The following is an 8827-nucleotide window of genomic DNA, read 5'->3' on the forward strand; positions in this document are numbered from 1 at the left end:
GTCCAGCTTTCTGACGCGGCTTTACGGATCTCTAATCCAATAATTCGCTTAGGCTTGATCAAGCCGAGCGTGACATTGGAATTCTGTCGAGCCTGCTCCAGAGCCTCAAAACTGTCGTAGATGGGCAGCTTGCTAAGCATTTCCCTCCTTTGAATCCACGCTTTCGAGGTTGGAATAATGTCTTGGGGCTGAATCGTATCCACGCCAATCTTATGGCTTTCAGGTCGGTGATCGTTGGAGCTTTTTTCGATGGAGGCTTCGATCCACTGCCACTTTGAAAATCGTTGATCATCAGTGACCAGGCGGAACGGTACAGGGTAAAGACGGATCAGATTGCCTGCCTCGTCCATCCCCGCAACGCACGAAGTCTCTGTATAGGCAGCGCTGGGTGACGGGTATGTTTTGCATAGGATTAGTATGCGAGCTTTCCTTCTCATACAGGCACGTCCTTATTGTACTGCTGATACTGTAGCGACCAGAGCGTAAACTGGCCATATGATATCGCCCTGTCCCGACAAACCTCATCCATGTGCGGCTGCCACTGAGCGTCATCACCAAGAGCGAGCAATTCAGGCATAGCTGCTGCTAGGGATTGCCTAACCGGGCTGCACCGCAGAAAGATTGAACGCAGCTTCGGCGTGAACTTGCCGTCCGATTGAAGCGGACGAGCTACGGACCGTTTGGGGTTGCGGCCCCTTTCGATGTTCGTCGATGGGATCTGAGCTCAGTCGCAAGGGGCTTCCGGCGTACTGAACACTCCAACAAAATGGCATTTGCAAAGCTGCTTGAGCAAATCACCGCTTGCATGGCTGCTGGAGTATGATGGGGACTGGTAGCTCTGGTAGGAGAGCCCAATGACTGAATCAGCGCGCACCACGGTAAAGTGCCTAGATCCCGGCGACGGCTCCGGCGATGTGATTGTGGAATTACCTGACGACATTCTGCGCGAGCTCGGGGTCACGACGGGCGACAGACTCTCCATCGAGCTTATCAACGGCGATATCGTACTCAAGCCAGTCCGCGCGCGCCGTGAATCTGATTAGCTACGCTTCGCAGGCCCTCTGTGTCGTCGTGTTGAGCTGATAAGTTTTCTCGCAGGGATATATGGGACGGCAGTCAGCCTACTGCCGTCCTTCTGGTCGGTGCGTTATTTAGCTGGATAGTTGGCGACTACTTGGTCCTCGCCGCTTTTGGTTAAACCAATAACCTGGTAGGCATGGCTTACGCCATCAACCTCCATGCCTGGGGATCCAGCTGGCATTCCTGGCACGGCGATCCCTACCAGATCGTTCCGCTCCTTGAGTTCTCTAATCTGCTCAGCTGGCACGTGACCTTCAACAAACTTTCCGTCAATCACGGCTGTGTGGCAGGACGCTAACCGTGGCGCTACGCCCAGCTTCTGTTTCACTGCGCCCATGTCCGTCTCAACATGGTCGGTCACCTTGAAACCATTGGCTTCTAGGTGCGCGATCCACTTCTTGCAGCAACCACAGTTCGCGTCTCGGTGAACGTCGATGGACAACGGTTCGGCAGCGTAGGCCGCCGAGGTCACCAGCAGCCCAACGATAGCGGCCAGACGAACGAATATCTGGTTAGTTGGCATGAGTGTGCTCCTTACCGTCTTTGTGAACATGCGTCTTTGACGACGATTTTGAGTGGGCATCCGTGTGGGCTTCGGCTGCCTGGTTAGCCCCATGATGACCTGCCGCTTGAGCGGACCCTTCGGATGTCGCTCCATGGTCATGAGCTGACTGAGCATGATCGTCATCTGCCGCTTCTTCGTGATCGCCATGCTCGGCATGCCCGCTCCCGCCGTGCTGGCCCTCATGGTTATGCATGTCGCTTTCACCGCCGCCGTGCTGATGGCCGCCGCTCGTGGCCACTAAGGACTTGTACTGCTCAGGATTCATTTGGGGCAGTTGGTCAAGGAACGCGACGATTCCCCAGATATACTCATCACCCATGCTCTTGCCCCAAGCGGGCATGCCGGTGGCTTTGATGCCGTGCTTGATCGTCCAGAACGCGGCAGCCGGATCGCCTCCGACACCCACCTTGGTGAGGTCAGGTGGCGACGGGTATAGAGCTTGGCTAAGTTCTGTCTTACCAACGCCAGGGGCGAGGTGGCACCCAATGCACATGGCGTTGTAGTTGCCTGCGCCTGCCTTGATCAACGCAGCGTCCTTCAGGTCAGGCACTTCAATGTCTCGCGCTCGAACCTCAATCGACCGGTCGCGAGCCATGGCGAGAAACGAATGGACAGCCGGGAAGTGAGGGTCATCGGCGCCGACATTCACCAAGCCGAAATACGCCGTGCCCAATACCGCAGCACTTCCAACAGCACCGGCCACCAGCAGCGTTGTAATTGTTCTTTTCATGTTGGAATTCTCAGAACCACATCCTGATACCGGCAACGAAGCGTGCCTCATTAACGTCTCCACCCTCGTCTCGGATGAAGTCAGCGGTGTTGCCGTAGGAGCGGCTCCAGGTAACGCCTATATACGGGGCAAACTGGCGGACAATTTCATACCGTAGACGCAGCCCGACTTCGGTATTGGCCAGACCCGAGCCAACACCGCGCTCAGGATCGTTCTTGCCATAGAAGTTCGCCTCGGCCGTGGGCTGCAAAATCAAGCGATTGGTCAGCAGAATGTCGTATTCGCCTTCAAGACGCGCAGCAGTCTGGCCGTTCTCGCCGATGAACGCCGTAGCTTCGGCCTCGAAGTCATACAAGGCCATGCCCTGAATACCAAAGGCTGCCCAGGTCTGCGGTGATTCCGGTTTGAAATCCTGACGGACTCCGGCAACCACATCCCACCAGGGACTGACCGAGCGCCCGTACAGCAATTGCAGCTCAGCGTCTTCGGTTACCCCATTGGTGCGCTCGCCTTCCGAACGAACCCAGAGTCGATTGATGTCGCCCCCTACCCAGCCAGATGCATCCCAAGCCAGGGTGCTGCCCTCATCGGCGTCTTGGTATTCGAGCTGGTCCAACAGGAAGAAGCTGTTGATTCCGCTGTCATGCACTTGGTGGCCACCCAAAGGCGGAAAAGCAGCCTCGCGGTCGGCATCAGTGAGCACTGGAATCGGCGTGCGGCTCGTTGTGGTCGGAGAAGTCGCTGAACCATGATTCATCTGGGAATGGTCCATGCCCTTCATCGAACCGTGATCCATGCCCTTCATGTTTCCATGGCCCATTTTGCTGTGGTCCATCTTGCTATTGTCCACCGGGCTGGATTTGCTCTGGCTTTGAGCATGCCCCATCTGGCTGTGATCAACAGGGGCAGGCTGTTTCTGCTGTTTGCTCATCCCCATCTTGCTGTGATCCATCGCCGGCATCGATTCGGACGGAGCAGCTTCCATTTGCATGGAACCGTGCCCCATTTTCGAATGATCCATGCCCGAGTGATCCATTTCTTCAGCGGCGAAGCTGGGCGTTACGCCCAGCATGCCGATTGAAACAGTCAGGGCCAGCAGCGAAGGCCGCCCAAAGCTATTGGCCATCTTTCCCTGCCTTAGCTTTGTCGCTGCCATGCGATTCCATCATTTTGTCGTGATCCATGCCTTCCATCGAGCCATGGTCCATACCCTCCATGGAACCATGATCCATGCCTTCATGGTTCATCCCCTGGCCCTGCTTGTCCTGCGAACCTTTGGCTTTGCCGGCCTCGGTAGTTTTTTGGGAATGCTGATCATGGTTGTCGCTGGACCACGACGACGGGGCATAAACAGCCAGCATGCTTACCATCGCAGCAGAAAGGAAAAAGGCGCTTCGTTTCATTGGTTTGCTCATCTCAAATCTCCAGTTCATTCGTCCACACGGACTTCTCGGAACATGCCCATTTCCATGTGGAACAGTAGGTGACAGTGATAGGCCCAACGTCCCAAGGCATCTGCGGTGACGCGATAGCTTCGTTTTGAGCCAGGTGGCATGTCGATGGTGTGCTTGCGAACCATGAAGTTGCCGTTCTCGTCCTCCAGGTCACTCCACATACCGTGGAGATGAATGGGGTGAGTCATCATGGTGTCGTTGACCAAGGTGATTCGAAGACGCTCGCCATATTTCAACCGCAGCGGTTCAGCGTCGGAGAATTTGATACCGTCGAACGACCACGCGAACTTCTCCATGTGGCCGGTAAGGTGCAGTTCGATTGTGCGTCCAGGCTCTCGACCATCGGGATCGATGAAGGTGCTCCGCAAATCGGCGTAGGTCAGCACTCGGCGCCCGTTGTTGCGCAGGCCAATTCCCGGATCGTTCAGCTTCGGGGTCGGCGACATGGTCTGCATATCGACCAACGGGTTGTTGGTCTCGGAAGCCGGATGGCTCTGCATTGCACCGCTCATGCCGGCCATGCCCTCATGACTCATCCCAGCCATCGTGCTGTGATCCATGCCGGCCATGTTGCCGTGATCCATTCCAGCCACCTTGCTGTGGTCCATGCTGGCCATGCTGCTATGGTCCATTCCAGCCATCTTGCTGTGGTCCATGCCGGCCATGTTGCCGTGATCCATTCCAGCCATCTTGCTGTGGTCCATGCCGGCCATGTTCCCCTGGTCCATGCCAGCCATGCCGCCGTGATCCATTCCGCCCATGCTGCCGTGGTCCATGCCCATATCGCTCATGGCGATGATCGGGCGTGGATCTACCTCCGGCACGGGCGCTTGCAAGCCTTCACGAACTGCCAGGGTGCCTCGGGAGTACCCGGTACGGTCCATGGATTGCGCGAAGATCGTATAGGCCTGCTCGTTTTCAGGTTCGACGATGACATCGTAGGTTTCGGCAACGGCGATCCGGAACTCATCGACCGATACGGGTTTGACGTACTGGCCGTCAGCAGCCACAACCGTCATCTTGAGCCCAGGAATCCGGACATCGAAATAGGTCATGGCCGAGCCGTTGATAAAGCGCAGGCGGATCTTCTCGCCGGGCTTGAAGATACCCGTCCAGTTGCCGTTCGGAGCCTGGCCGTTCATGAGGTAGGTGTAGGTATACCCGCTCACATCAGCGAGGTCGGTGGGGCTCATCTTCATTTCGGCCCACATCTTCCGATCCGCTACAGCGGCCGACCAGCCTTTCTCGCTCACGTCGTCAACGAAGTCGCTAACTGTGCGCTTGTGAAAGTTGTAGTAGTCAGATTGCTTCTTGAGTTTGGAGAGCACCCGCGCCGGATCCTCATCCGTCCAATCGCTGAGCATGACGACATAATCGCGGTCGTACACAAACGGCTCGGGGTCCTTGGCATCGATCACCAATGCGCCATAGACCCCGGACTGCTCCTGGAAGCCTGAGTGGCTGTGATACCAGTAGGTGCCGTTCTGGTGGACCTTGAACTTGTATTCGTACATGCCATCGGGAGCGATGCCGTGGAAACTCAAGCCCGGCACACCGTCCATGTTGGCGGGCAGGATGATGCCGTGCCAGTGAATGGAGGTGTCCTGTTTCAGCCGGTTGCGTACGCGCAGCGTCACGGTGTCGCCTTCGCGCCATCGCAGAATCGGCCCTGGCACGGAGCCGTTGATGGCCATGGCCGTACGAGCTGCACCCGTGATGTTGACGGGCAGTTCGCCGATATACAGATCGAAGTCCGTGCCGCTGAGCACGTTCGGTTGGCCAGGGCTTGTCACGGCCCAGACCGGCGCGCGCCACATGCCGAGCCCACCCAGAAGTCCGGTAGCGGCCAGGCCTTTGACGAATGATCGTCTCGTGGTTTTGCTTTGCATGCCGTTGCGTCCAGTCAGGTAGATCGCTGATATCCAGGCTGCTCGATGGCGCAGCCCTTGGGTTCATTGGAGGCTCTCACCAGTCTCGTAGACTTTCGCCACTGCGCGAGGCTGATGAGGGGCCGTAGTCTGAAACTGCCATAGTTCAGATTCCGGAGTGATTACATTTCTGTAAGCTCGGATCAGCAGCTTTCGTGGCCGGCATGCTTGCTGGACTGGGCGGCGACTGGCGCCTGCTCTTTCTTCTCCTGCGCAACTTGGAATGCCTGCATGGAGCTTTGGCGAGCCGCTTCCATCCGCGCAAAGGTCCGGTCCGCGCCGCCCTCTGCCAGGGCGATGTCTGCCATGCCGAAGGTAACGACCATCACAATTGATTTGACCATGTTCATCTGGAGATCCTCAGTGGGTTCTGCGCCTCATGGCGTCAGGTACAGGGTCAAGTTAGCTTCGCGGTGCTGTCAGAAAACTGATCTCGACATTACTTTTCCGTCAGCTTCTGGTTGGGCGTCTTTTTTCCTGCAAACTGGAGATGCACCCCGCGTGGATGAGAGCAGATGAAATTACTCGTAGCCGAAGATGAGCCAAAAACCGGTGTCTACCTCCAGCAAGGCCTGACAGAAGCTGGCTTCACCGTTGACCGAGTGACGACAGGCACTGACGCCCTGCAACAGGCACAGAGCGAAGCGTATGACTTGCTGATCCTCGACGTGATGATGCCGGGGCTCGATGGCTGGGAGGTCCTGCGCAAGATCCGTGCGGCGGGGCAGGATGTGCCAGTCCTTTTCTTGACGGCCCGAGACGGCGTAGACGACCGCGTGAAAGGTTTGGAACTGGGCGCTGATGATTACCTGGTGAAGCCCTTTGCGTTCTCGGAGCTGCTGGCTCGGGTTCGCACGTTGCTGCGCAGAGGCAATGGTGGTTCTGCTCAAACCACCATGAAGATGGCAGACCTTGAGGTAGACCTGCTCAAGCGTCGAGCTACGCGAAACGGCAAGCGGATTGACCTTACTGCCAAGGAGTTTTCCCTGTTGGAGCTGCTCATGCGCCGACGCGGCGAGGTGCTTCCCAAATCGCTGATCGCTTCTCAGGTGTGGGACATGAATTTCGATAGTGACACCAACGTGATCGAGGTCGCGATTCGCCGACTGCGGGCCAAGATTGATGACGACTTCGCGCCAAAGCTCATCCATACCGCCCGAGGCATGGGCTACATGATGGATGTGCCCGAGTGATGCGCCCGCAATCATCGCTCGTCAAGCGACTGACCCTGATGTTCATGTTCGCGGTGACTGCTGTCCTGGTGGTTGCCGGGGTGGCTTTCTACGGGCTCAGTCAGCACCATTTCCGGATGCTGGATGAGCAGGCGCTTTCCGAAAAGCTGGAGTCAACGCGTCATATCCTGTCCATCTCAGCAGCGCGAGGCGGGCTCCACGATCAGGAGCAGCAGCTGCGGGCATTGCTCGGCGCACATCAGGATTTGTCGGCGAAAATCACCAAGGCTGACGGTACGGTCCTTTTTTCAGACCCCAAAGCCTCCCAAATTCCTCAGCGATTCGAGCAGGCGCACCGGGGTGCGGTCTGGGAATGGCAGGATGAATCGCAGAACTTTCGCGGCATTACCGCCCAGCTGACCATTGCAGGCGAGCCGGAACCGGTGACGGCCGTGCTGATGCTCGATGTCACCACTCACGCGCATTTCTTTGTCACCCTGCAATGGTGGTTCGGAATTGGCCTGGTTATCAGCGCGATTGTGAGCGCAGGCTTGGGCTGGGTCGTGGCCAAGAGTGGGCTTCGGCCTGTTGGACAAATCACCAAAGTGGCCACAGGGATGTCGGCAAGATCGCTCCGCGAGCGCATTCCCCTGGAGCCCGTGCCGCTAGAGCTTCAGGAGCTCATCCTGTCTTTCAACGGGATGCTGGGACGGTTGGAGGATGCATTCGTTCGGTTGTCCAACTTCTCTGCCGATATCGCTCACGAGTTGAGAACGCCAGTCAGCAACCTTCTGACCCATACCGAAGTGGTGCTCACCAAGAAGCGTGACCTGGATGCCTATGAAGAAAACCTCTATTCGAACCTGGAAGACCTCAAGCGCATGTCGCGCATGATCGACGACATGCTGTTCCTCGCCAAGGCGGATAACGGTCTGATCGTGCCCGAGCAGATCGATGTGGAGGTCTCCGAACTCGTATCCAAGCTGTTCGAGTACTATCAGTTCCTGGCTGAGGATCAAGGCATCCAGCTGACCCTGCACGGGCAGGGTCAGGTTCGTGGCGATCGCCTGATGATTGACCGAGCGCTTTCCAATCTTCTATCCAACGCGTTGCGCTACACCCCGGAAGGCAACGAGATATCAGTGCAGATCGAGCAGACGCCTGAAAGCGTGACGCTTTCCGTGCGTAACAGCGGGATAACCATCGATCCCCAGCACATTGGCAAGATCTTCGACCGATTCTATCGAGCCGATCCAGCCAGGCGCGAAGGCGGCCCAAGCAATGCAGGCCTGGGTCTGTCGATAACCCGCTCTATCATCGAGGCTCATAGCGGACGAATCTGGTGTACTTCAGCGGAGGGTGTCACAACCTTCTTCATCAGTCTCCCAGCCTCCAAGCGGTTGGTTAGTGCAGCCCCAACCCCTTAATGCTGAACTCATCCCGGTAACCTATACTCGCCCATCATGAATCGGTTCATTCGACTACTCACCATCCTGATGCTTATCGTGGCGCTTCCGCTTAACGGGATGGCGGGCATCGATTCGGCGACTGAACCTTGCCCAATGCAGGCCATGGGCATGGAAATGATGGCGGGCATGGACCATGACTGCTGCCAGGACCAAGACCTGGGTAAGACTGGCGATCATGCCAAATCCTGCAAGGTCGGCCAGGAGTGCAGGACTGCCAGTACCGTACAGCTCAGCTTCCTGACGCCTGGGCTGAGCTTCGCCAAGCCACGACCTGCCGATACCTACGCGGTAGGCATAGCAACAGGCTCTCCCCCCGATCCATGGCGGCCTCCCCGCGTCTGATTCCCTCTTAATTTCACACCGTCGTTCCGCCTAGCAGCGGGCGATGGCACGCGCCTGGGCGCTGATCTTTCGAGGAATCATTTTTCA

General features: G+C 57.2%; 9 protein-coding genes and 1 pseudogene. 3 read left to right on the forward strand and 7 right to left on the reverse strand.

What is annotated here, in order from left to right:
- Positions 1-350 (reverse strand): annotated as a pseudogene (locus RR51_RS28030) (hypothetical protein); the annotation flags it as partial.
- Between the two features lie 504 nt (positions 351-854).
- On the opposite strand from RR51_RS28030, the gene RR51_RS28035 reads away from it, so the two are divergent.
- Complete coding sequence (locus tag RR51_RS28035) at positions 855-1043, forward strand: AbrB/MazE/SpoVT family DNA-binding domain-containing protein (RefSeq protein ID WP_039615438.1); 189 nt, start codon at positions 855-857, stop codon at positions 1041-1043.
- Positions 1044-1147: 104 nt separating this feature from the next.
- Here RR51_RS28035 and RR51_RS28040 read toward each other — a convergent pair whose 3' ends face one another.
- From RR51_RS28040 to RR51_RS28065, 6 genes are all read right to left on the reverse strand, one after another.
- Positions 1148-1603: a DUF411 domain-containing protein gene (locus tag RR51_RS28040; RefSeq protein WP_039615439.1), complete on the reverse strand. Its 456-nt coding sequence runs from the start codon at positions 1601-1603 to the stop codon at positions 1148-1150.
- Entirely contained in the window at positions 1593-2375 is a 783-nt protein-coding gene (locus tag RR51_RS28045; protein ID WP_039615440.1) for a c-type cytochrome, read from the reverse strand. The genes RR51_RS28040 and RR51_RS28045 overlap by 11 nt, the downstream gene beginning before the upstream one ends.
- Before the next feature lie 10 nt (positions 2376-2385).
- Entirely contained in the window at positions 2386-3501 is a 1116-nt protein-coding gene (locus RR51_RS28050; RefSeq protein ID WP_039615441.1) for a copper resistance protein B, read from the reverse strand.
- A complete protein-coding gene (locus RR51_RS28055; RefSeq protein ID WP_082044782.1) occupies positions 3491-3790 on the reverse strand; it encodes a hypothetical protein in 300 nt (99 codons plus the stop codon). Before RR51_RS28055 ends, RR51_RS28050 begins: the two co-directional genes overlap by 11 nt.
- Before the next feature lie 14 nt (positions 3791-3804).
- The gene (locus RR51_RS28060) at positions 3805-5718 is read right to left on the reverse strand and encodes a copper resistance system multicopper oxidase (protein ID WP_039615443.1); all 1914 of its coding nucleotides are present in this window, start codon (positions 5716-5718) and stop codon (positions 3805-3807) included.
- Positions 5719-5900: 182 nt separating this feature from the next.
- Entirely contained in the window at positions 5901-6107 is a 207-nt protein-coding gene (locus RR51_RS28065) for a co-regulatory protein PtrA N-terminal domain-containing protein (protein WP_039615444.1), read from the reverse strand.
- Positions 6108-6272: 165 nt separating this feature from the next.
- On the opposite strand from RR51_RS28065, the gene RR51_RS28070 reads away from it, so the two are divergent.
- Together RR51_RS28070 and RR51_RS28075 are read left to right on the forward strand one after the other, a co-directional pair.
- On the forward strand, positions 6273-6950 hold the full coding sequence (locus RR51_RS28070; RefSeq protein ID WP_039615445.1) for a heavy metal response regulator transcription factor: 678 nt from the start codon (positions 6273-6275) through the stop codon (positions 6948-6950).
- Entirely contained in the window at positions 6950-8356 is a 1407-nt protein-coding gene (locus RR51_RS28075) for a heavy metal sensor histidine kinase (protein WP_039615446.1), read from the forward strand. The genes RR51_RS28070 and RR51_RS28075 overlap by 1 nt, the downstream gene beginning before the upstream one ends.
- Positions 8357-8827 lie beyond the last annotated feature (471 nt).

Origin of the sequence: Pseudomonas sp. C5pp, assembly GCF_000814065.1 — a bacterium.
Taxonomy (GTDB): domain Bacteria; phylum Pseudomonadota; class Gammaproteobacteria; order Pseudomonadales; family Pseudomonadaceae; genus Aquipseudomonas; species Aquipseudomonas asiatica.

Excerpts from the sequence above, each read along its gene's own strand:
- RR51_RS28065 (WP_039615444.1), bottom strand. The coding sequence starts at position 6,107 with ATGAACATGGTCAAATCAATTGTGATGGTCGTTACCTTCGGCATGGCA.
- RR51_RS28040 (WP_039615439.1), bottom strand. The coding sequence starts at position 1,603 with ATGCCAACTAACCAGATATTCGTTCGTCTGGCCGCTATCGTTGGGCTG.
- RR51_RS28055 (WP_082044782.1), bottom strand. The coding sequence starts at position 3,790 with ATGAGCAAACCAATGAAACGAAGCGCCTTTTTCCTTTCTGCTGCGATG.
- RR51_RS28035 (WP_039615438.1), top strand. The coding sequence starts at position 855 with ATGACTGAATCAGCGCGCACCACGGTAAAGTGCCTAGATCCCGGCGAC.
- RR51_RS28060 (WP_039615443.1), bottom strand. The coding sequence starts at position 5,718 with ATGCAAAGCAAAACCACGAGACGATCATTCGTCAAAGGCCTGGCCGCT.
- RR51_RS28050 (WP_039615441.1), bottom strand. The coding sequence starts at position 3,501 with ATGGCCAATAGCTTTGGGCGGCCTTCGCTGCTGGCCCTGACTGTTTCA.
- RR51_RS28045 (WP_039615440.1), bottom strand. The coding sequence starts at position 2,375 with ATGAAAAGAACAATTACAACGCTGCTGGTGGCCGGTGCTGTTGGAAGT.
- RR51_RS28075 (WP_039615446.1), top strand. The coding sequence starts at position 6,950 with ATGCGCCCGCAATCATCGCTCGTCAAGCGACTGACCCTGATGTTCATG.
- RR51_RS28070 (WP_039615445.1), top strand. The coding sequence starts at position 6,273 with ATGAAATTACTCGTAGCCGAAGATGAGCCAAAAACCGGTGTCTACCTC.